Source organism: Altererythrobacter sp. MTPC7, from assembly GCF_042851395.1.
Classification (GTDB): Bacteria; Pseudomonadota; Alphaproteobacteria; order Sphingomonadales; family Sphingomonadaceae; genus CAJXSN01.
The window spans coordinates 38,784-59,751 of sequence record NZ_BTGS01000010.1 but is presented as its reverse complement, the minus strand read 5'-3'; the positions used below and the strand labels follow the sequence as shown (position 1 = coordinate 59,751).

Here is a 20,968-nt window from a genome sequence, read left to right as displayed (position 1 = left end):
GACCTCCACGAATAAAAAGCCCCGCCGGAGCGAACCGGCGGGGCTTGATATTTTTACCGTAGGGCAGGCCGATTATTCGGCGTCGTCGGCCTTCGGCTCGTCGGCAGCACCGTCGTCCTGTGCCTGCTCTTCCTTCGCGATGGCTTCGGGCGGAGTGCCCTCGTCTTCGCGCAGGTAATCGCCGGCGTCGGCATCGGTCCCGGTGCCGCTGTCGACCATCGCTGCCATGGTGGCATCGCCGGTCGCGGCAGCTTCCGCATCCTGGGCCAGTTCCGCTTCGTGCTGTTCCTTGGCGGTTTCGGCAGCGAGAAGGGCTTCCTGCTGCTTCTTCCACTGGGCGCGGAGGGCGGCATCGCGGCTGGAGGCGGTGACGCGAACGCGGTTCATCGCCGCGCCGGTACCGGCGGGGATGAGACGGCCCACGATCACGTTTTCCTTCAGGCCGATCAGCGTGTCCTTCTTGCCCTCGACCGACGCCTGCGTGAGCACGCGGGTCGTTTCCTGGAACGACGCGGCCGAGATGAAGGAACGCGTCTGGAGCGAGGCCTTGGTGATGCCGAGCAGGACCGGCGTACCCTGTGCCGGTTTCTTGCTGCGGGTCAGCTTGGCATTCGCTTCCTGCATTTCCTCCAGGTCGACCTGTTCGCCCGGCAGCAGCACGGTGTCGCCGCCATCGGTGATCTCGACCTTTTGCAGCATCTGGCGAACGATCACCTCGATGTGCTTGTCGTTGATCTTCACGCCCTGCAGACGGTAGACTTCCTGGATCTCGTTCACGAGATACTCGGCCAGCGCTTCCACGCCCATGACATCGAGGATGTCGTGCGGGTTCGGAGAGCCGGACACCAGCGTGTCGCCCTTCTTCACGAAATCGCCTTCCTGAACGTCGATGACCTTGGTCTTCGCGATCAGGTACTCCACCGGATCCCCTTCCTCGGGGACGATGGCGATCTTGCGCTTCGCCTTGTATTCGCGGACGAATTCGATCTTGCCAGAAATCTTGGCAATGACCGACACATCCTTCGGAATACGGGCTTCGAACAGCTCGGCAACACGCGGCAGACCACCGGTGATGTCTCGGGTCTTGGCAGCTTCGCGGCTGGCGCGGGCAAGGATGTCGCCCGCTTCGACCGTCTGGCCGTCATCGACCGACAGCGACGTGCCCGGGGCCAGCATGTAGCGCTGGGCCTCGGTCTCGTCGGAATCGGCGCTCTGGCCTTCGCCGAGCAGGGTCAGGCGCGGACGAAGGTCTTCCTTCTTCTTGCGCCCGGTTGCCCGGTTCTCGGTGACGACGCGCTGGGCGATCCCCGTTGCATCGTCCACGCGCTCTTCCATCGTCGAGCCATCGACCAGGTCCTGGAACTTCACCACGCCCGAGGTTTCGGTGATGATCGGCAGGGTGAACGGATCCCATTCCGCCAGCCGGTCGCCTTCCTTCACCTTCTCGCCGTCCTTGTGCATCAGCACGGTACCGTAAGGCACCTTGTGGATCTCGCGTTCGCGGCCTTCGGCGTCGATCACTGCCAGTTCGCCATTGCGGGCGAGCGACAGGATCCGGCCCTTCTTGTCCACGATGGTCGGCATGTCGCGATAGACGACCTTACCGTCCGAGATGGATTCGAGGTGGCTGGTTTCGTTCAGCTGGGCGGCACCGCCGATGTGGAAGGTACGCATGGTCAGCTGCGTGCCGGGTTCACCAATCGACTGCGCGGCGATGACGCCGACAGCTTCGCCGATGTTCACCGGCGTACCGCGGGCAAGGTCACGGCCATAGCACGTGCCGCACACGCCCTGGTCGGCTTCGCAAACCAGCGGAGAGCGGATCTTGGCGACCTGCACTTCGGCTTCCTCGATGGCCTTGACCATCGGTTCGTCGACCAGCGTGCCCTTCTTCACGATGACCTCGTCCGTCGCCGCATTGACGATGTCCTCGGCCACGGTGCGGCCCAGGATACGCTCGCCCAGCGAAGCGATGACGCTGCCGCCCTGCACGATGGCACGCATTTCCAGAGCGTTTTCCGTCTTGCAGTTCTCTTCCACGATGACGCAGTCCTGCGACACATCGACGAGACGGCGGGTCAGGTAACCCGAGTTCGCCGTTTTCAGAGCCGTGTCGGCCAAGCCCTTGCGGGCGCCGTGGGTCGAGTTGAAGTATTCAAGGACGGTCAGGCCTTCCTTGAAGTTCGAGATGATCGGCGTCTCGATGATTTCGCCCGAAGGCTTCGCCATCAGGCCGCGCATCCCTGCCAGCTGCTTCATCTGGGCGGGGCTACCACGGGCACCGGAGTGGCTCATCATGTAGATCGAGTTGATCGGCGCCTCGCGGCCGTCGTCGTCGATCGGCTGCGACTTAATCTCTTCCATCATGGCATCGGCCACCTGGTCGCCGGTACGGCTCCAGGCGTCGATCACCTTGTTGTACTTTTCCTGCTGGGTGATCAGGCCGTCCTGGTACTGCTGCTCGTAATCGGCAACTTCGTCCTTGGCCTTCTCGATCATGCCTTCCTTGCTGGCCGGGATGATCATGTCGTCCTTGCCGAAGGAAATGCCGGCCTTGAACGCGTGGCGGAAGCCCAGCGACATGATGGCATCGGCGAACAGCACCGTGTCCTTCTGACCGGTGTGACGATAGACCTCGTCGATCACGTCGCCGATGTCCTTCTTCGTCAGCAGGCGGTTGACGATGTCGAAGGGGACCTTGTGGTTCTTCGGCAGGCATTCGCCGATCAGCATACGGCCCGGGGTGGTGATGAACCGCACCATCGAGATCTTGCCCTTTTCATCGGCCTGCGGAACGCGGGTGATGATCTTGGTGTGCAGCGTGACCGACTTGGTTTCCAGCGCCTGATGCACCTCCGCCATGTCGGAGAAACGCGGCAGCTTCTCGACCTTCTCGCCGTTTTCGTCTTCGACGAATTCCGGCTTATGCTCCTGACGCTCCATGGACAGGTAATAGAGACCCAGCACCATGTCCTGCGAAGGCACGATGATCGGCTTGCCGTTGGCGGGCGAAAGGATGTTGTTGGTCGACATCATCAGCACGCGCGCTTCCAGCTGGGCTTCCAGCGAGAGCGGTACGTGGACGGCCATCTGGTCACCGTCGAAGTCGGCGTTGAAGGCCGAGCAGACGAGCGGGTGCAGCTGGATCGCCTTGCCTTCGATCAGCACGGGCTCAAACGCCTGGATGCCGAGACGGTGAAGCGTCGGAGCGCGGTTCAGCAGGACCGGGTGCTCGCGGATGACTTCGTCGAGGATGTCCCAGACTTCCTTGCGTTCCTTCTCGACCCACTTCTTCGCCTGCTTCAGCGTCATGGACAGACCCTTGGCGTCGAGGCGGGCGTAGATGAACGGCTTGAATAGCTCCAATGCCATCTTCTTGGGCAGGCCGCACTGGTGCAGTTTCAGTTCCGGACCGGTCACGATGACCGAACGGCCCGAATAGTCGACGCGCTTACCCAGAAGGTTCTGGCGGAAGCGGCCCTGCTTGCCCTTGAGCATGTCGCTGAGCGACTTCAGAGGACGCTTGTTCGCGCCCGTGATCACGCGGCCGCGGCGGCCGTTGTCGAACAGGGCGTCGACAGCTTCCTGCAGCATACGCTTTTCGTTGCGGACGATGATGTCCGGCGCGCGCAGTTCCATCAGGCGCTTCAGGCGGTTGTTGCGGTTGATGACGCGGCGATAGAGATCGTTGAGATCGGACGTCGCGAAACGGCCGCCATCCAGCGGGACCAGCGGGCGCAGTTCCGGCGGGATGACCGGCACGACTTCGAGGATCATCCATTCCGGGCGGTTGCCGGAATCGATGAAGCTTTCGACGACCTTCAGGCGCTTGATGATCTTGGCGGGCTTGAGCTTGGACTTGGTCGTCGCAAGCTCTTCCATCAGATCGTCACGCTCCTGCTCGAGGTCGAGCTCCATGAGCATGATCTTGACCGCTTCGGCACCGATACCGGCACTGAAGGCGTCTTCGCCATATTCGTCCTGCGCGTCGAGCAGCTCGTCTTCCGTCAGCAGCTGGAATTTCTCCAGCGGCGTCAGACCCGGCTCGACCACGATGTAGCTCTCGAAGTAGAGCACGCGCTCCAGCTGCTTGAGCTGCATGTCGAGCAACAGGCCGATGCGCGAAGGCAGCGACTTCAGGAACCAGATATGCGCGACAGGCGCAGCCAGTTCGATGTGGCCCATCCGCTCGCGGCGGACCTTGGTCACGGTGACTTCGACGCCGCACTTTTCGCACACGACGCCCTTGTACTTCATGCGCTTGTACTTGCCGCACAGGCATTCGTAGTCCTTCACCGGACCGAAGATGCGCGCGCAGAACAGGCCGTCACGCTCGGGCTTGAACGTGCGGTAGTTGATCGTTTCCGGCTTCTTGATCTCGCCGAAGGACCAGCTGCGGATACGCTCGGGGCTCGCCAGACCGATCTGGATCTGGTCGAAGGTTTCCGGCTTCGCGAGCTGGTTGGTGAATTTGGTCAGTTCGTTCATTTTCAGTTCCCTGTGAGGGGTGAAGCTCAAATTTCTCGGACAGTCGTCGATCTGCGGTAACGATAGAAATCCCAAGCAGCGATCAGGGCTAACACCGCAGTGCCTCCGGCGGCCCAGGCCTTGGTCGAAACTCTTGGCTCAAATATGTAAATCGCCAAAAGACCGCCAAGCAAAATGGTGAGCAAAGCAAGGGAACGCTCCCACCAGATATCTTGCTGCCCGTTTTTCTTCATATCGCCGTCTCTTACTCCGCCGCGATCTGCATGCCGTCGTCGTCCTCGTCGCCATCACCCAGGCTGGTGAGTTCGACGTTGAGGCCGAGGCTGCGCATTTCCTTGACGAGCACGTTGAAGCTTTCCGGAATGCCGGCCTCGAAGGTGTCGTCGCCCTTGACGATCGCTTCGTAGACCTTCGTCCGGCCGATCACGTCGTCGGACTTCACCGTCAGCATTTCCTGCAGCGTGTAGGCCGCACCGTAGGCCTGGAGCGCCCAGACCTCCATCTCGCCGAAGCGCTGTCCGCCGAACTGCGCCTTACCGCCCAGCGGCTGCTGGGTGACGAGGCTGTACGGTCCGATCGAACGCGCGTGGATCTTGTCGTCGACCAGGTGGTGCAGCTTCAGCATGTAGATGTAGCCCACGGTCACTTGGCGGTCGAAGGCATCGCCCGTGCGGCCATCGAACAGGGTGACCTGTCCGCTGCCCGGCAGGTTCGCCTTTTCCAGATAGGTCGTCACGTCGCCTTCGCGGGCACCGTCGAAGACCGGCGTACCCATCGGGACACCCATCTTGAGGTGACCGGCCAGTTCCACGATCTCTGCCGTCGAACGGGCTTCGATCTCGTCGTGATAGTCCTCGCCGTAGGCTTCCTTCAGGCGATCGACGACGGCGCTGGGCGGTGCTGCCTTGGCGTAGTCTTCCTTCACATTCGGGTTGGCGAGCTTCCACTCTTCCAGTGCCTGCGTGACCTGCTGGCCGAGACCGCGTGCGGCCATGCCCAGATGGGTCTCGAAGATCTGCCCGACATTCATGCGCGAAGGCACGCCCAGCGGGTTCAGCACGATATCGACCGGCGTACCATCTTCCAGGAACGGCATGTCTTCTTCCGGCAGGATGCGCGAAATCACACCCTTGTTCCCGTGACGGCCGGCCATCTTGTCGCCCGGCTGCAGCTTGCGCTTCACGGCGACGAAGACCTTGACCATCTTCAGGACGCCCGGTGCCAGCTCGTCGCCGCGCTCCAGCTTTTCCTTACGGTCTTCGAACTTGTCGTCGATCAGCTTGACCGCATCGTCGTACTGGGTCTTCACCGCTTCGATCTGCTGCTGGCGATTGTCGTCGGCCACTGCGAACTTGAACCACTCGTGGCGGTCGATGCCTTCGAGCAGGTCCTCGTCGATCTCCGTGCCCTTCTTCACGCTCTTGGGCGCTGCCGAAGCGGTCTGGCCGACCAGCATGTCGCGCAGGCGGTTGTAGGTCGCACGGTTGAGGATGGCGCGTTCGTCCTGGCTGTCCTTCTTGAGGCGTTCGATTTCCTCGTTCTGGATGGCACGCGTACGGTCGTCGATCTCGATACCGTGGCGGTTGAAGACACGAACCTCGACCACCGTCCCGGCCACGCCCGGCGGCAGGCGGAGCGAGGTGTCGCGCACGTCGCTGGCCTTTTCGCCGAAGATGGCGCGCAGCAGCTTTTCTTCCGGCGTCATCGGGCTTTCGCCCTTCGGCGTGATCTTGCCGGCCAGGATATCGCCCGGATGCACTTCGGCGCCGATATAGACGATGCCCGCCTCGTCGAGGTTGCGCAGGGCTTCCTCGCCGACGTTCGGAATGTCGCGGGTGATGTCTTCCGGCCCCAGCTTCGTGTCGCGGGCCATGACCTCGAATTCCTCGATGTGGATCGAGGTGAAGACATCGTCCTTCACGATACGCTCGGAGATGAGGATGCTGTCCTCGTAGTTGTAGCCGTTCCAGGGCATGAATGCGACGAGGCTGTTCTTGCCCAGCGCCAGCTCGCCGAGATCGGTCGAGGGACCGTCGGCGATGATGTCGCCCTGTTCGATCAGGTCGCCCACCTTCACCAGCGGACGCTGGTTAATGCAGGTGTCCTGGTTCGAACGCTGGAACTTCTGCAGCGTGTAGATGTCGACGCCCGACTGGCCGGGTTCGACGTCGCCCTGCGCACGGATGACGATACGGGTCGCGTCGACCTGGTCGACGATGCCGCCGCGGGTCGCGGTGATCGCCGCGCCGCTGTCGCGGGCCACGGTTTCTTCCATGCCGGTACCGACGAAGGGCGCTTCCGCCTTCACCAGCGGCACGGCCTGACGCTGCATGTTGGCACCCATCAGTGCGCGGTTGGCGTCATCGTTTTCCAGGAACGGAATGAGCGATGCGCCGACCGAGACGAGCTGCTTGGGCGACACGTCCATCAGCGTGATCGTCTCGCGCGGAGCCATCAGGTTGTCGCCGTTCTGGCGCGCGCTGATCAGTTCTTCCACGAAGCTGCCGTCGTCGTTCAGTTCGGCCGAAGCCTGTGCGACGGTGTGCTTCTGCTCTTCCATCGCGGACAGGTAGATCACGTCGGAGGTGACCTTGCCGTCCTTCACCTGGCGGTACGGCGTTTCGATGAAGCCGTACTTGTTCACCCGGCTGAAGCTGGCGAGCGAGTTGATCAGGCCGATGTTCGGGCCTTCCGGCGTTTCGATCGGGCAGATGCGGCCGTAATGCGTCGGGTGGACGTCGCGCACTTCGAAGCCTGCACGCTCACGGGTGAGACCACCCGGCCCGAGCGCGGAGACACGGCGCTTGTGGGTGACTTCCGACAGCGGGTTGGTCTGGTCCATGAACTGCGAGAGCTGACTGGAGCCGAAGAACTCGCGCACGGCGGCAACGGCAGGTTTCGCATTGATCAGGTCGTTCGGCATGACGGTCGACACGTCGACGCTCGACATGCGTTCCTTCACCGCGCGTTCCATGCGCAGCAGGCCGACGCGGTACTGGTTCTCCAGCAGTTCCCCGACCGAACGCACACGGCGGTTGCCGAGGTTGTCGATGTCGTCGACTTCGCCCTTGCCGTCCTTCAGGTCGACCATTTCCTTCACCACGGCGAGGATGTCTTCCTTGCGCAGCGTGGTGACGGTGTCTTCGGCATCGAGGTCGAGACGCATGTTGAGCTTGACGCGGCCCACGGCGGACAGGTCGTAACGCTCACTGTCGAAAAACAGGCCTTCGAACAGAGCTTCCGCCGTTTCCTTGGTCGGCGGCTCGCCCGGACGCATGACCTTGTAGATGGCCTCGAGGCCCTCGTCGCGGTTCTCGGCCTTGTCGACCTTCAGCGTGTTGCGGATCCACGGGCCGGTGTTGATCTCGTCGATGTCGAGCAGTTCGAGACGGTCGATTCCGGCGCCGTCCAGCGCCTCGAGGTTCTCGACCGACACTTCGTCGCCCGCCTCGATGTAGATGCGGCCGGTGCTTTCATCGATCATGTCGCGCGATGCATAGCGGCCGATGACTTCCTCGGTCGGCAGCAGGAGCGTTTCCAGGCCATCCTTGGCAGCCTTGTTGGCGGCACGCGGGCTGATCTTCTGGCCGGCGGGGAAGATTTCCTCGCCGGTCTTCGCATCGACCAAGGCGAAGCCCGGCTTCTGGTTGCGCCATGCCTCTGCATCGAACGGGATCTTCCACCCGTCCTTCGCACGCTCCCACTCCATGGTGCCGTAGAAGTGATGCAGGATGTCTTCGCTATCGAGGCCGAGCGCGAACAGCAGGCTGGTGACCGGCAGCTTGCGCTTGCGGTCGATGCGGACGTTGACGACGTCCTTCGCGTCGAATTCGAAATCGAGCCAGCTGCCGCGATAGGGAATGACGCGGGCGGCGAACAGCAGCTTGCCGGAGCTGTGCGTCTTGCCGCGGTCGTGGTCGAACAGCACACCGGGCGAACGGTGCATCTGCGAGACGATCACGCGCTCGGTACCGTTGATGACGAAGGTGCCGTTGCCCGTCATGAGCGGCATGTCGCCCATGTAGACTTCCTGCTCCTTGATATCGAGCACGGAGCGGGTTTCGGTTTCCTGGTCGACCTCGAAGACGATCAGGCGCAGCGTCACGCGCATGGGCGCGGCATAGGTGATGCCGCGCTGGCGGCATTCGACGATGTCGTATTTCGGCGGCTCGAGCTCGTAATCGACGAAGTCCAGCTCCGCCGTGCCGGCGAAATCGCGAATCGGGAAGACCGAGCGCAGGGTCTTTTCCAAGCCGGAGACGTAATCGATCTCCTTGTTGGAACGCAGGAACTGTTCGTAGCTCTCGCGCTGCACCTCGATCAGGTTCGGCATCTGCACCACTTCGTGGATGTCGCCGAAGATCTTGCGGATGCGCTTCTTGCCGGTGCCGGTCTGCTTGCGGGCCGGTTTCTTCGCTTTGGTCGCCATGGAGGAGTTTCGCCTTCTCTCGTCCCGGGCGGCAGGAGGATCCCGCCGGCCGATGAAATTTCGCTCGTCACGGGAAAGGCCATGATCGCCGGACGCAGAAAAAGGCCGCAGTGATTCGCACGCCCCACCGGGCCTGCGGACTGCAGCTTTCGTCTTCAAACGTCGCGATTATGGCGTACGCTGCTTCCATCCTTGGCCGAACCCCGCGCTTGGATCGGCCGTGCTCGAAGCGCGCGTGGGAGATCAAATAGGATTGCGGCGCGCTTTTGTCAAACGGGCCACATCGGCGACTTATCGTTTTTCGATATTATCGATTGACGATAAGGCGAATTGCGCTTATCGAAAAACGATAACTCGCACCGAAAGGCTTTGCCAAATGCTTCGCACCGCGCATCTTGTCCTCGGCATACTGAACGGCCTCAATTGGGCGCTCGGGGTCCCGTTCGTCCTGCTATTCGCATTCCTCACGATAGAGCCGTCCGCATTGCCAAGCCAGATCGCGACCGAGTTCGATCCGCGCGAAACCGGTGCGCTGGTCCGCTGGCTCTGGGTTGCCTGCGCCGTGTCCATCCTGACCGTTCCGCTCGCCCACATCATCTTCACCAGGCTGCGCCGCATGATCCGCGATGCGGAGCAGGGCGATGCGTTCTCGCCCGCCAGCATCGGGTCGCTGCGCACCATTGCGCTGTGCATGCTGGGCATTGGCGTGGGCGACCTCGCCTTCGGGCTGACATCCATCGACGTGAGCGAGCAGACGGGCGAATATCTCGGCTGGTCGCCCTCCCTTTCAATCTGGCTCGTATCGGGCCTCCTCCTCGTGCTGGCCCGCATCTTCGCAGAGGGGCTCGCCATGCGCGAGGACCTGGAGGGCACGGTCTGATGGCCGGGGGCACATCCATATCCGTCCGGCTCGACCAGCTGCTGGAAGACCGGGGCATGACCATGACCGAGCTTGCCCAGCGGATCGACCTGACGCTGGCCAACCTGTCCATCCTGAAGACGGGCAAGGCCAAGGCCATCCGTTTCACCACGCTCGAAGCCATCTGCCGCGAACTGGACTGCCAGCCCGGCGACCTGCTGACCTATGACCAAGGAGACGATTCATGACTTTCGGAAAGGCATTCATCCACGCCCATCGCGAGACCCTCGCCTTCATGCTCGCATGTCCCCTGATTGCGATGATCCCGGTCATCGGCGAGCTTTTCCAGCATTACGTCGAGATGGGACTTGGAATGTATGAGGGGACCGATGGCGCGCAGGCGGCCGAGGCGGCACCGGCACGGATGCAGGCCGGGATGATCAAGATCTTCACCCTCTCGGTCATCGGCTATCCCCTGGTCCGCTTCCTGGCGGGTGGGCGCGACGCGGCGGCTGCGCGCACGCTGGAACCGCGAGCCGCCGCGATGTTTGCCGTCGTCCTGCTCATCCAGCTGGCAATTGCCGCGATGGACCTGTTCGCAATGCAGGGGTCGCCCGCGGTTTCGCTCGCCGTGTTCGCCGCGATGCTGGTCCTGACCCCGCTGTTCCTGCGCTGGATGGTCGCTGCACCGCTGGGCATCTGGGTGGCGCCGGCGCGCTCGGCTCGCGAAATGCTGCCCTCTCTTGCCTGGGCGGTCGTCTTCACCTTCACGGTGATGCTCCCGCTGATGGCCGTGCATTACGGACTGGGGATCGGGGCGATCTTCGCACCGGACGCGCTCAAATGGCCGCTGCTCATCCTCGACAGCTTCGTCGTCGGCGCCCTTGCGATCGTCATCGGCGCGGGGAACTGGATCGCGGCCATCCGCCCCGGACCCGTCATTGGGAACCATGCAGCAGCAGCGTAGGCATTTTTTCGGGAACCGCTTCGCACGGCGGGAGTATTAGCTCGGATATCAACCGGACAGGGGTCCATATCATGAAGAAGATTATTGCTGCCGCCACGCTTCCCGCCCTCCTCCTCGTCGCAGCGTGCGACGGCGCAGGTGAAGAACTCGCCGAAGAGCAAGACGACGTGGCCGAAGCCGAAGCCGAAGTGATGGACGCACAAGCCGGCGTCGTCGAAGCCGAAGCCGACCTTGCCGAAGAGCGTGCCGATGTTGCCGAAGCACAGGGCGACGATGTCGGCGCCGCAGAAGCAGACCAGTCGGCCGAGAACCTCGAGCAGCAGGCCGAGGAACTGGAAGACACTGCCGACGGCATCTGATCGGTTTCCGAACCTGAAGAAAGCAGCGCGTTTCCCCCGGGAGGCGCGCTGTTTTCGTGTCTGCCGTCCGGAACGATTGCCGCGGGCCGGCCGTTCCTCTTCCCATATACCGGGCCATTCGGATGGTCCGCCGCACGAAAGGATGTCCCGATGAAGAAGACCGTACTGCTTGCCGCCCTGCCCCTGTCGCTCGCCCTCGCTGCCTGCGGCGAAGAACTCGATGGCGGGGATACTGCCGATCTGGGCAGCGACGTGACCACCGGGGAAACCGGCATGGAAGGCGCCGCCGATTACGAGCCGGGCGAAGACGGCCCTCTCCAGAACGATGTCGTGCCGGACGACACCATGACCGACGAAGGCGCAGCGGGCGATGCCATGATGGTGGAAGACGCGCCGATGAACGATACCATGACCGATACCGCAGGGTCCTGATACAGGCAGGATATCCGACGCGGCCCTTGACTCGCCGCGCCATGCGTATAGAGGCCCGCCACGAACGGGGGCCTTTTCGTGTCTGCCGCTCATCCGTCCGAGACAGCTGGTGAAGGGCCTGGCCCTTCTTAATCTCCAGCCGAGATGGGAAAAGAGATTTCGCCCCGGCCGGTCCGGGGCCTCTGGCGGGTTGCTGCCCGCCTCCTCCTTCCCTTCGACAAACGGACTCGCCCCTGGCGCGGCCTCGCTCGCGTCCGGGACAAACGTAGCCGGCCGTCCGGGAGCCATTCCGGTCGGCCATTTGTGAAGGAGTATGGCATGGATCGTTCGCAGAAAGCCGACGCGGTCGCCCAGCTCAATGCAGTCTTCAACGAGGTTGGCGTGGTCGTCGTGACCCGCAATCTCGGCCTGACGGTGGAACAGTCCACCGATCTGCGCGGGAAGATGCGTGAAGCCGGTGCGTCCTACAAGGTTGCGAAGAACCGCCTCGCCAAGCTCGCCCTGAAAGACACCCCGTATGCCGGCATGGAAGACATGCTGTCGGGGCCGACCGCTCTCGGTTATTCCGAAGATCCGGTCGCGGCAGCGAAAGCTGCTGTCGATTTTGCCAAGACGAACGACAAGCTCGAAATCGTCGGCGGCAGCATGGGCGGACAGGTGCTCGACGAAGCAGGGATCAAGGCACTCGCCTCGATGCCGAGCCTCGACGAGCTGCGTGGCACGATTGTCGGTCTCGTCAACGCCCCGGCGACGAAAATCGCCCAGGTCGTCAACGCGCCCGCCAACAAGCTTGCTCGCGTCTTCGGTGCCTATGGCGCCAAGGAAGCGGCATAAGCGGTTCCGCAAAAGCAGACATTCAATGGGGTTCGATTGCAGCATGACGCTGCGCCCCGCCGATTATTTTGGAGTGATACAACATGGCCGATATTGCCAAGCTGGTTGAAGAACTGAGCAAACTGACCGTCCTGGAAGCTGCAGAGTTGGCCAAGGCACTGGAAGAAGAGTGGGGCGTGAGCGCCGCAGCAGCCGTCGCCGTCGCAGGCCCGGCAGCTGGTGGCGGCGATGCAGCCGCTGCTGAAGAAAAGGACGAATTCGACGTGGTTCTCACCGGCGACGGTGGCAAGAAGATCCAGGTCATCAAGGAAGTCCGTGCGATCACCGGTCTGGGTCTGGGCGAAGCCAAGGCTCTGGTCGAAGGCGCTCCGAAGCCGCTCAAGGAAGGCGTTGCCAAGGCAGAAGCCGAAGAGATCAAGAGCAAGATCGAAGCAGCCGGCGGTACCGTCGAACTCAAGTAAGCTTCTCGCTTACAGCTTCGATCCGTTCGCGGATCACGAAAGGGGCGTCACCAGCAATGGTGGCGCCCTTTTTCGTTTGCGTCCCTACAGTTTGAAATTGATCCGCAGGCCCATCGTATCGATGCCGGGATTCTGCTCGCTGTCGAAAATCTGGGCGTTGCTGATATGAACCCAGCTCGCCTCGATAGAAACGCGGTCCGACAGCTGTGTGCCCAGCGCGATTTCGGGCGCGAACAGGATGCGGCTGCCAAGATCGGTGCGGATGCGGGTCACAGGGTCCACGCGCGTGGACGGGGCATCGTGGACGACCAGGCCGATCCCCGGACGAAGATATACGGGGCCGATCTCCGCCTTCCAGCCGAGGCCCGCGCCGGCGAAGCTGGTATCGCCGTCCAGGTTGACCGAGCCGAAGATGTACGGCTCCGGCGACCCGATGGCTGCCAGACCTTCGATCGGGGCGAAACGATAGCCCGCCTGCAGGTCCACCCCGCCCTCGCCCGTGTCGAAGGTGAAGGGCGTGTCGACCGCATGTGCGTAGACGCCGCCATAGACCTCCTGTGCCATTGCAGGAGAGCCGAGGCTGGCAGCAGCGGCGATACCGGCCAGCAGGCCCGCGGATCGAATGGTGGGCATGGAATAAGGCTCCCCTGTTCAAAAACTCGTGCCATGGCCTAGCCCGCCCTCCCGCAACGGGGGCTGAACGTGTGCCCCGAAGGCCGCATCGCCAAGGCTTACGGGCACGGTCCGCCAATTCCGTTTGCCGACCGGACGCATCGCAGCCTACCAAGCCCGCCCCATGACACGCGGCGCTTCTCCCGATCACTCCCCGGACACGGTGCCGGAACCCGTGCCGGTCCCGCCGGTGACGGGAATGGCCGATGAAGACATCGTGCCCGCCTCGGGCTGGCGCGAGGAGATCGGCGCGACCTTCCGCATGAGCTGGCCGCTGGCGCTCGCGAACCTGCTGCAGATGCTGACCTATGCGATCGACGTCATCTTCATCGCGCGTCTGGGCGAACAGCCGCTGGCGGCCTCGGCGCTGGTGGTCGCACTGTTCGGGATGGTGTTGTGGGCATTGTCGGGTCTGACCGGGGCGGTGGCGCCGGTCATTTCCGCCGAACTCGGCGAGCGCAGCCCGGCCCTTCGTCCGGTGCGCAGGGCAACGCGCATGGCGCTCTGGCTGGCGCTGGCCAGCGGTGTTGCCGGCATGGCCGCATGCCTCGCGCTCGGACCGATCATGCGTGCAACGGGCCAGCAGCCGGACATCATCGCGCTGGCCGTCAGTTACAACGTGCTGCTGATCTGGTCGATGGTGCCGATGCTGTTCAACAACGTCCTGCGCAATTTCGTGTCGGCGCTGGGACGCCCGATCTTCGCAACTGCCATCACGGCGGGCGGCATCGGTGTGAACGCGCTGGCCAATTACGCCTTCATCTTCGGTAATTTCGGCGCGCCGGAACTGGGCCTGAAGGGCGCCGCCGTCGCGACCACCCTGACCTCCCTGGCGACGCTGGCTGCTTATGTTGCCGCAATCCGGCTCGACCGCAGAATGCATCGCTACCGGATTTTCGGCCGTTGGTGGGCCGCCGATTGGGCCCGGTTCCGGCAGATCGTCCGAATCGGAACGCCCATCGCCCTCACGATTACCGCGGAGGCCGGCATTTTCGGGGCCGCCGCTTTCCTGATGGGCAATATCGGCGCGACCCAGCTTGCCGCTCATACGGTGGCGCTGCAGATTGCCGCGCTCGCCTTCCAGGTTCCCTTCGGCATCGGGCAGGCGGCCACGATCAGGGTCGGCTATTTCTATGGCGCGCGCGATGCCGCCGGTATGGGCCGCGCCGGATGGACCGGGATCGGCATGGGCACGGGCTTCATGGTCGTGACCGCCGCTGCCATGATCCTCGTGCCATTGCCGCTGCTGTCCATCTATATCGATCCATACGACCCCGCAAATGCAGAGCTGGTCGCCTTTGCCCTCAGCTATCTCGCCATTGCGGCCGCCTTCCAGCTGTTCGACGGGATGCAGGCAGTCGCCGCCGGCGCGCTGCGCGGATTGCAGGATACGCGCGTGCCGATGTGGTTCGCCATCTTCGCCTACTGGGTCCCGGGCATCGGCACTGCACTGGCCCTTGGCTTCGCTACCCCGCTGGAGGGGATCGGTGTCTGGATCGGGCTGGCGGTCGGATTGTTCGTCGCCGCGATCCTGCTGACCTGGCGCTGGACCGCTCGCGAGCGGCTGCAACTTACAGCGCGCGAAGCAGCGCAGGTCCGCCCTGCCTGACCTGCTGCACAGCCCGGCGAAGGGCGCGCAACTTTTTTAGCCCGGCCCCCGTTGACTCCGTGCAGGCGGCGCACCATTTGCGCCGCGCTGGCACTCTCGCAGTGGGAGTGCCAATCAACATTCAACAGCAACCTGAAGAGGCAAACATTATGGCATTTCGTCCGTTGCACGACCGCGTACTGGTCCGCCGTATCGAAGCCGAAGAAAAGACCGCCGGCGGGATCATCATTCCCGACAGCGCCAAGGAAAAGCCGAGCGAGGGCGAGATCGTCGCCGTCGGTTCGGGCGCCAAGGCAGAAGACGGCAAGGTCACTCCGCTCGACGTGAAGGCCGGCGACAAGATCCTTTTCGGCAAGTGGTCCGGCACCGAGGTCAAACTCGATGGCGAAGACCTGCTGATCATGAAGGAAAGCGACATCATGGGAATCATCGGCTGATCCGCCGACACGAACGCTTTTCCAACACCAACGTAATTTCTCAGGAGAAAACACCATGGCAGCCAAGGACGTAAAGTTCGGCCGCGACGCTCGCGAAGGCATCCTCAAGGGTGTCGACACCCTCGCCAACGCAGTGAAAGTCACGCTCGGCCCGAAGGGTCGCAACGTCGTGATCGACAAGAGCTTCGGCGCACCGCGCATCACCAAGGACGGCGTTACCGTCGCCAAGGAAATCGAGCTCAAGGACAAATACGAGAACATGGGCGCACAGATGCTGCGCGAAGTGGCCTCGAAGACCAACGACCTCGCCGGTGACGGCACCACCACGGCAACCGTGCTGGGCCAAGCCATCGTGCGCGAAGGCATGAAGTCGGTCGCAGCGGGCATGAACCCGATGGACCTGAAGCGCGGCATCGACCAGGCCGTTGGCAAGGTCGTGGCCGACCTGCAGGGCCGTTCGAAGGACGTGTCCGGTTCGGAAGAGATCGCCCAGGTCGGCGTCATCTCCGCAAACGGCGACCGTGAAGTCGGCGAAAAGATCGCCGAAGCCATGGAAAAGGTCGGCAAGGAAGGCGTCATCACCGTGGAAGAGGCCAAGGGTCTCGAATTCGAACTCGATGTCGTCGAAGGCATGCAGTTCGACCGCGGCTACCTGTCGCCCTACTTCATCACCAACCCCGACAAGATGACCGTGGAACTGGATAACCCCTATATCCTCATCCACGAGAAGAAGCTTTCCAGCCTGCAGGCGATGCTGCCGCTTCTGGAAGCGGCCATGCAGTCGGGTCGTCCGCTGCTGATCATCGCGGAAGACATCGAAGGCGAAGCGCTGGCCACCCTCGTGGTGAACAAGCTGCGCGGCGGCCTGAAGGTTGCAGCGGTCAAGGCACCGGGCTTCGGCGATCGCCGCAAGGCCATGCTGCAGGACATCGCGATCCTGACCAAGGGCGAGATGATTTCCGAAGACCTCGGCATCAAGCTGGAAAATGTCACCCTCGGCATGCTCGGCGAAGCCAAGCGCGTCACCATCGACAAGGACAACACGACCATCGTCGACGGTGCCGGCAGCGAAGACGACATCAAGGCGCGCGTCGGTGAAATCCGCACGCAGATCGACAACACCTCGTCCGATTACGACCGCGAGAAGCTGCAGGAACGCCTGGCGAAACTCGCCGGCGGTGTTGCCGTGATCAAGGTCGGCGGTGCGTCGGAAGTCGAAGTGAAGGAACGCAAGGACCGCGTCGACGATGCGCTGCACGCAACCCGTGCTGCCGTCGAAGAAGGCATCGTCCCGGGCGGCGGCACCGCCCTGCTCTACGCGTCCAAGGCTCTCGACGGCCTGAAGGGCGAGAACGACGACCAGACCCGCGGTATCGACATCGTGCGCAAGGCGATCCTCGCTCCCATCCGCCAGATCGCGACCAATGCCGGTCACGACGGTGCGGTGGTCTCGGGCAACCTCCTTCGCGAAGGTGACGAGACGCAGGGCTTCAACGCTGCGACCGACACCTACGAGAACCTGGTCAATGCCGGCGTGATCGACCCGACCAAGGTCGTTCGCACCGCCCTGCAGGACGCAGCTTCGGTTGCTGGCCTGCTGATCACCACCGAAGCGGCCATTTCGGACATTCCGGAAGACAAGCCCGCCGGTGGCGGCATGCCCGACATGGGCGGCATGGGCGGAATGGGCGGCATGGGCGGCTTCTAAGCTCCCTCGCCGGTCCCACCCGGACCAAAGGAAAGAGGCCCCGCCGGATCGCTCCGGTGGGGCCTTTTCGTTGGCTCGGGGGTATTGTTTCAAGCGTTACAGTGCGGGCTTCCTCGTTCCCTCGCTTACTTCGCCTTCAAAGCCGGGGATGGGACGCCTGCGGGCTTCGTCTTCGGTTGCTGCGATCCCGTTCGCCTCGATATCCTTTAGCAGCCATTTCATCTCGGCTATCTCCCGGCGCTGGGCGCGGATGATGTCGTTGGCGAGAACGCGAACGCGGGCATCCTCGATTCCCGCCCGTTCGCTGGTCATGATGGCGATGGAGTGATGAGGGATCATCGCGCTCATCCACTCGCTGTCGTCCACGCTCACCTGGCTGCGGACAAGGAAAAGGGACAAGGCGAAGGTCGCCACCGACACGCCAATGATGATCCAGTTCTTTGCCGTGTTCCGGTACATGCCCCACATGAAGAGCAGCATCACCACCGCCATTACCGCGCCCATGACGAACATCATCCAGAAGCGCGTTTCGCTCCAGAACACGTGGTCGAGTGCATAGGTGTTCAGATACATCAGGCCGAACATGATGACGGTGGACGTGCCCACCATCGCCATGAAGCGTCCGTAATTGCCTCCCCCTTGCTTGCTTGCGCGATCCATCTTGCATTCTCCCTGTATCGGCTGCGTTCATCGTGCCAATGCATGAGCGAGCGCCTAAGGTCCGTCTTCAATACCAAGGGTCGAATTGCCATATGAGGCGCGTGACAATGCTAAATCCCAGCCGCCGCCACTTCATGATCGGATCAGCCGGACTGCTTGCCGGCAACCTTGCCATGCCTGCCTGGGCGCGAGGGGCAAGCCTCACCCATGCGAAGAACGGCTTTGGCGAGCTGTCGGGCGAGCGCATCGCTCTTTCGATCGACAACCACCATTTCACCACCGGCGGGCGCAGTGGCCATGCAATCGCGGTGAACGGTACGGTGCCCGGCCCGCTATTGCGGCTGCGCGAAGGGCAGAACGTCCGCATCGACGTGACGAACAGGCTGGCGGAAGACAGTTCGATCCACTGGCATGGCCTGCTGCTGCCCTTCCAGTTCGACGGGGTGCCGGGCGTCAGCTTTCCCGGCATCAAGCCGGGCGAGACTTTCAGCTACGAATTTCCGATCCGCCAGAACGGCACTTATTGGTGGCACAGCCATTCCGGGCTGCAGGAGCAGGCGGGACATTACGGCCCGCTGGTGATCGACGCGGCGGAGCCGGATTCGCGCTACGACCGGGACTACGTGGTCCTGCTGAGCGAATTTACGCCCGAACACCCGCACGAAATTGCGAGGCGGCTCAAGGTCGGCGAGCATTATTACAACTACACCATGCAGACCGCGACCGAGGGGGACATGCCCGTATCGGAGCGGGTGATGTGGGGCGGGATGCGGATGAACCCGCGCGACATTTCCGACGTGACGGGGTCGACCTACACCTTCCTCGTCAACGGGCACGGGCCCATGGACAATCTCGAATACCTGTTCCGCCCGGGCGAGCGGGTGCGGCTGCGCGTCATCAACGGCAGCGCGATGACGTTTTTCAACGTGCGGCTGCCCGGCGTGCCGATGACGGTGATCGCGGCGGACGGGCAGGAGGTCGATCCGGTCGAGGTCGATGAATTCCAGATCGGCGTCGCCGAGACCTACGACGTGATCGTGGCCCCGCCCGATGGAAGCCACGCGCTGGTCGCCGAGGCGATGGACCGCAGCGGCATGGGGCTGGCCTCGCTGACCTCGCATGCCGGACACCGCGCCACCCCGCCCCCCTTGCGCGAGCCGGTGACGCTGACGATGGCGGACATGGGCATGGGCGCGATGGACAGCGCGCATGGCGGAGCGATGCAGCATGGCGGGATGGACCATGGCTCGATGGATCACGCTGCAATGGGACATGCGATGCCCGCCGAGCCGAAGCCGGCGATGGATCATGGATCGATGGATCGAGGTTCGATGGACCATTCGATGCGCGACACCTCGATCCTGCCGCCCGATGTAAAGGTCGGCCCCGGGATCGACATGGTCGCGCCGATGCCGATGGACCGGATGGATTTTCCCGGCCTCGGCCTCGACAATGTCGATCACCGCGTCCTGCGCTACACCCAGCTCAGGGCACGCAACGCCAACCCCCACCGCATGCCGGAACGCGAGCTCGAGATACACCTGACCGGCAATATGGAACGCTACATGTGGAGCTTCGACGGGAAGAAGTTCTCCGCCGTGACCGACGATCCGATCCGCTTCGGCTATGACGAGCGGGTGCGGGTGAAGCTGGTCAACGACACCATGATGGCGCACCCGATCCATTTGCACGGCCACTTCTTCGAGCTGGTCAACGGCGCCGGTATGATGAACCAGCCGCTCAAGCACACGGTCGTGGTGCAGCCGGGCAGCACGGCGACCTTCGACGTCACGGCCAACGAGCCGGGCGACTGGGCCTTCCACTGCCACCTGCTGTATCACATGCATGCCGGCATGATGCAGACCGTGACGGTCCGGCCGTTCCCCGCATGATCGTGCGTCTTGCTCTTCCGCTCGCTGCCGCGATCGCGGCAGCGCCGTTCCCCCCGCCTCTGGCCGCGCAGGATCATTCGGGCCATGCCGGGCACGCGATGCAAGCTGCGCAGCCAAGCGATGAGATGGATCATTGCGAGATGGGGCATCTGCCGCCCGAGCAGTGCCCTTCGCAGGAAACGCAACCGGCCGCTCCGGACGCGATAGACCACTGTGCGATGGGCCATCTGCCGCCCGAGCAATGCGGGAAGGAAGAGGAAACCTCGGCGCCAGAACCGGTCTCTCCGCCGGAAATGGATCACTGCGCCATGGGGCATCTTCCCCCGGAGCAGTGCCCGGCGATGGAAGCACCAGCGAGCCACGAGCATGGCGCGATGGACCATTCGGCCATGGGACATTCGACGGGCGCGGCGCTGCCTCGCTCCGGACCTCCGGCTCGCGCCTTCGAAGGGCCGCAGCACGCCGCCGACCGGTTCTTCGGCGCCGAAGCCATGGCTGAGGCCCGCGCCATCAATCACGCGACCCATGGCGACATGAAGGTAGGCACCTTCATGGCCGAACGCCTCGAAGCCCGCATCCGCGACGGCGAGGACGGTTTCCTGTGGGACGTGCAGGGTTGGTATGGCGGCGATATCGACAAGCTCGTCTTCAAGTCGGAAGGGGAAGGCGGCTTTTCCGACGGGGTCGAGGATGCCGAATTGCAGGCCCTGTGGGGCCATGCGATCGGGCCGTTCTTCGACCTGCAAGCCGGAGCGCGGCTCGATGTCGAGCCGGAAACGCGCAGTCATCTGGTGCTCGGCGTGCAGGGTCTTGCGCCTTACATGTGGCACGTGGACGGCGCGCTGTTTCTGTCTGACCGGGGCGACCTGACCGCGCGGCTGGAAGGCGAATACGACTACAAGCTGACCCAGCGCCTGATCCTGCAACCGCGCGCCGAGATCGAGCTCGCCGCGCAGGACATTCCGGAACGCGAAATCGGCGCGGGCCTCAGCAAGATCGAGACTGGCCTGCGCCTGCGCTACGAATTCGCCCGCGAATTCGCGCCCTATATCGGCGTCGGCTACGAAGCGAAGCTGGGCGAGACCGCCGACATTGCCCGTGCGGCAGGCGAGGATCCGGACGGCATCGCCCTGATCCTCGGCCTGCGCGCCTGGTTCTGAC

Annotated in this window: 17 protein-coding genes; 12 read left to right on the top strand and 5 right to left on the bottom strand. The window is 63.3% G+C overall.

Going from position 1 to position 20,968, the window contains the following annotated elements:
- Positions 1 to 72: 72 nt before the first annotated feature.
- Genes rpoC through rpoB form a run of 3 tightly spaced genes read right to left on the bottom strand, consistent with a single transcriptional unit; the run spans position 73 to position 8,917 of the window.
- Positions 73 to 4,488, bottom strand: coding sequence for a DNA-directed RNA polymerase subunit beta' (gene rpoC, locus ACGHJ7_RS10180; protein WP_390477052.1), 4,416 nt, complete (start codon positions 4,486 to 4,488; stop codon positions 73 to 75).
- Between the two features lie 26 nt (positions 4,489 to 4,514).
- A complete protein-coding gene (locus ACGHJ7_RS10175) occupies positions 4,515 to 4,721 on the bottom strand; it encodes a hypothetical protein (RefSeq protein WP_390477050.1) in 207 nt (68 codons plus the stop codon).
- 11 nt (positions 4,722 to 4,732) lie between these two features.
- Positions 4,733 to 8,917 carry a DNA-directed RNA polymerase subunit beta gene (gene rpoB / locus ACGHJ7_RS10170; RefSeq protein ID WP_390477047.1) on the bottom strand — a complete coding sequence of 1,395 codons (4,185 nt, stop codon included), beginning with the start codon at positions 8,915 to 8,917 and terminating at the stop codon, positions 4,733 to 4,735.
- Between the two features lie 376 nt (positions 8,918 to 9,293).
- Between rpoB and ACGHJ7_RS10165 the strand changes: the two genes are divergently transcribed.
- From ACGHJ7_RS10165 to rplL, 7 genes are all read left to right on the top strand, one after another.
- Entirely contained in the window at positions 9,294 to 9,797 is a 504-nt protein-coding gene (locus ACGHJ7_RS10165; protein ID WP_390477045.1) for a DUF2975 domain-containing protein, read from the top strand.
- A complete protein-coding gene (locus ACGHJ7_RS10160; RefSeq protein WP_390477043.1) occupies positions 9,797 to 10,024 on the top strand; it encodes a helix-turn-helix domain-containing protein in 228 nt (75 codons plus the stop codon). The genes ACGHJ7_RS10165 and ACGHJ7_RS10160 overlap by 1 nt, the downstream gene beginning before the upstream one ends.
- Complete coding sequence (locus ACGHJ7_RS10155; protein WP_390477040.1) at positions 10,021 to 10,743, top strand: hypothetical protein; 723 nt, start codon at positions 10,021 to 10,023, stop codon at positions 10,741 to 10,743. The genes ACGHJ7_RS10160 and ACGHJ7_RS10155 overlap by 4 nt, the downstream gene beginning before the upstream one ends.
- Positions 10,744 to 10,814: 71 nt before the next feature.
- A complete protein-coding gene (locus ACGHJ7_RS10150) occupies positions 10,815 to 11,102 on the top strand; it encodes a hypothetical protein (protein WP_390477038.1) in 288 nt (95 codons plus the stop codon).
- A gap of 150 nt (positions 11,103 to 11,252) precedes the next feature.
- Positions 11,253 to 11,534, top strand: coding sequence for a hypothetical protein (locus ACGHJ7_RS10145; RefSeq protein WP_390477036.1), 282 nt, complete (start codon positions 11,253 to 11,255; stop codon positions 11,532 to 11,534).
- Positions 11,535 to 11,852: 318 nt separating this feature from the next.
- The gene (gene rplJ, locus ACGHJ7_RS10140) at positions 11,853 to 12,368 is read left to right on the top strand and encodes a 50S ribosomal protein L10 (RefSeq protein ID WP_390477033.1); all 516 of its coding nucleotides are present in this window, start codon (positions 11,853 to 11,855) and stop codon (positions 12,366 to 12,368) included.
- Positions 12,369 to 12,451: 83 nt separating this feature from the next.
- Positions 12,452 to 12,829 carry a 50S ribosomal protein L7/L12 gene (rplL, locus tag ACGHJ7_RS10135; protein ID WP_390477030.1) on the top strand — a complete coding sequence of 126 codons (378 nt, stop codon included), beginning with the start codon at positions 12,452 to 12,454 and terminating at the stop codon, positions 12,827 to 12,829.
- Positions 12,830 to 12,913: 84 nt separating this feature from the next.
- On the opposite strand, the gene ACGHJ7_RS10130 is transcribed toward rplL, so the two are convergent.
- Complete coding sequence (locus ACGHJ7_RS10130; RefSeq protein WP_390477027.1) at positions 12,914 to 13,462, bottom strand: acyloxyacyl hydrolase; 549 nt, start codon at positions 13,460 to 13,462, stop codon at positions 12,914 to 12,916.
- Between the two features lie 238 nt (positions 13,463 to 13,700).
- On the opposite strand from ACGHJ7_RS10130, the gene ACGHJ7_RS10125 reads away from it, so the two are divergent.
- The 3 genes from ACGHJ7_RS10125 to groL all read left to right on the top strand — a co-directional run bounded on the left by ACGHJ7_RS10125 (position 13,701) and on the right by groL (position 17,255).
- Positions 13,701 to 15,110 carry an MATE family efflux transporter gene (locus ACGHJ7_RS10125; RefSeq protein ID WP_390477172.1) on the top strand — a complete coding sequence of 470 codons (1,410 nt, stop codon included), beginning with the start codon at positions 13,701 to 13,703 and terminating at the stop codon, positions 15,108 to 15,110.
- Between the two features lie 149 nt (positions 15,111 to 15,259).
- A complete protein-coding gene (gene groES, locus ACGHJ7_RS10120; protein WP_390477024.1) occupies positions 15,260 to 15,547 on the top strand; it encodes a co-chaperone GroES in 288 nt (95 codons plus the stop codon).
- A gap of 55 nt (positions 15,548 to 15,602) precedes the next feature.
- Complete coding sequence (gene groL / locus ACGHJ7_RS10115) at positions 15,603 to 17,255, top strand: chaperonin GroEL (RefSeq protein WP_390477021.1); 1,653 nt, start codon at positions 15,603 to 15,605, stop codon at positions 17,253 to 17,255.
- 96 nt (positions 17,256 to 17,351) lie between these two features.
- Here groL and ACGHJ7_RS10110 read toward each other — a convergent pair whose 3' ends face one another.
- On the bottom strand, positions 17,352 to 17,915 hold the full coding sequence (locus tag ACGHJ7_RS10110; RefSeq protein ID WP_390477018.1) for a DUF305 domain-containing protein: 564 nt from the start codon (positions 17,913 to 17,915) through the stop codon (positions 17,352 to 17,354).
- 107 nt (positions 17,916 to 18,022) lie between these two features.
- On the opposite strand from ACGHJ7_RS10110, the gene ACGHJ7_RS10105 reads away from it, so the two are divergent.
- Both ACGHJ7_RS10105 and ACGHJ7_RS10100 read left to right on the top strand, forming a co-directional pair.
- Complete coding sequence (locus ACGHJ7_RS10105) at positions 18,023 to 19,807, top strand: copper resistance system multicopper oxidase (RefSeq protein WP_390477016.1); 1,785 nt, start codon at positions 18,023 to 18,025, stop codon at positions 19,805 to 19,807.
- Positions 19,804 to 20,967 carry a copper resistance protein B gene (locus ACGHJ7_RS10100; protein ID WP_390477014.1) on the top strand — a complete coding sequence of 388 codons (1,164 nt, stop codon included), beginning with the start codon at positions 19,804 to 19,806 and terminating at the stop codon, positions 20,965 to 20,967. The genes ACGHJ7_RS10105 and ACGHJ7_RS10100 overlap by 4 nt, the downstream gene beginning before the upstream one ends.
- Position 20,968 lies beyond the last annotated feature (1 nt).

Coding starts and splice junctions, on each gene's coding strand:
- rpoC (WP_390477052.1), bottom strand. CDS start 4,488: ATGAACGAACTGACCAAATTCACCAACCAGCTCGCGAAGCCGGAAACC.
- ACGHJ7_RS10175 (WP_390477050.1), bottom strand. CDS start 4,721: ATGAAGAAAAACGGGCAGCAAGATATCTGGTGGGAGCGTTCCCTTGCT.
- rpoB (WP_390477047.1), bottom strand. CDS start 8,917: ATGGCGACCAAAGCGAAGAAACCGGCCCGCAAGCAGACCGGCACCGGC.
- ACGHJ7_RS10165 (WP_390477045.1), top strand. CDS start 9,294: ATGCTTCGCACCGCGCATCTTGTCCTCGGCATACTGAACGGCCTCAAT.
- ACGHJ7_RS10160 (WP_390477043.1), top strand. CDS start 9,797: ATGGCCGGGGGCACATCCATATCCGTCCGGCTCGACCAGCTGCTGGAA.
- ACGHJ7_RS10155 (WP_390477040.1), top strand. CDS start 10,021: ATGACTTTCGGAAAGGCATTCATCCACGCCCATCGCGAGACCCTCGCC.
- ACGHJ7_RS10150 (WP_390477038.1), top strand. CDS start 10,815: ATGAAGAAGATTATTGCTGCCGCCACGCTTCCCGCCCTCCTCCTCGTC.
- ACGHJ7_RS10145 (WP_390477036.1), top strand. CDS start 11,253: ATGAAGAAGACCGTACTGCTTGCCGCCCTGCCCCTGTCGCTCGCCCTC.
- rplJ (WP_390477033.1), top strand. CDS start 11,853: ATGGATCGTTCGCAGAAAGCCGACGCGGTCGCCCAGCTCAATGCAGTC.
- rplL (WP_390477030.1), top strand. CDS start 12,452: ATGGCCGATATTGCCAAGCTGGTTGAAGAACTGAGCAAACTGACCGTC.
- ACGHJ7_RS10130 (WP_390477027.1), bottom strand. CDS start 13,462: ATGCCCACCATTCGATCCGCGGGCCTGCTGGCCGGTATCGCCGCTGCT.
- ACGHJ7_RS10125 (WP_390477172.1), top strand. CDS start 13,701: ATGGCCGATGAAGACATCGTGCCCGCCTCGGGCTGGCGCGAGGAGATC.
- groES (WP_390477024.1), top strand. CDS start 15,260: ATGGCATTTCGTCCGTTGCACGACCGCGTACTGGTCCGCCGTATCGAA.
- groL (WP_390477021.1), top strand. CDS start 15,603: ATGGCAGCCAAGGACGTAAAGTTCGGCCGCGACGCTCGCGAAGGCATC.
- ACGHJ7_RS10110 (WP_390477018.1), bottom strand. CDS start 17,915: ATGGATCGCGCAAGCAAGCAAGGGGGAGGCAATTACGGACGCTTCATG.
- ACGHJ7_RS10105 (WP_390477016.1), top strand. CDS start 18,023: ATGCTAAATCCCAGCCGCCGCCACTTCATGATCGGATCAGCCGGACTG.
- ACGHJ7_RS10100 (WP_390477014.1), top strand. CDS start 19,804: ATGATCGTGCGTCTTGCTCTTCCGCTCGCTGCCGCGATCGCGGCAGCG.